The organism is Mesorhizobium sp. GbtcB19, from assembly GCF_019091085.1.
In the GTDB taxonomy this organism is placed as follows: domain Bacteria; phylum Pseudomonadota; class Alphaproteobacteria; order Rhizobiales; family Rhizobiaceae; genus Mesorhizobium.
The window spans coordinates 1-228 of sequence record NZ_JAGXJY010000683.1; the positions used below are offsets into that span (position 1 = coordinate 1).

Sequence of the window (228 nt, forward strand, 5' to 3'; positions counted from 1 at the left end):
ATGTCCCAGGAACCGCGGCGGACGGCCTTCAGCCGACCATCACCTTTTTGGGTGTGCTCGTAATCGGGGCCTGGGCGGCGTGAGACACCAGCGCCGTCATGATCTCGGCGGCGGCGGGCGCGGCGATCACCTGCGGGCGCTTGTCCTTCACGGCGCTGCCGCCGGTCGGCGAGACGGGCCGAGCGAACTGTGCTTCGCTGCCCTCGGCCGACCTCAGGGACCAGCTCC

At 70.6% G+C, this 228-nt stretch carries 1 pseudogene; it reads right to left on the bottom strand.

Going from position 1 to position 228, the window contains the following annotated elements:
* Positions 1-28 precede the first annotated feature (28 nt).
* Positions 29-228, bottom strand: a pseudogene (locus KVT37_RS33415) (xanthine dehydrogenase accessory protein XdhC); the annotation flags it as partial.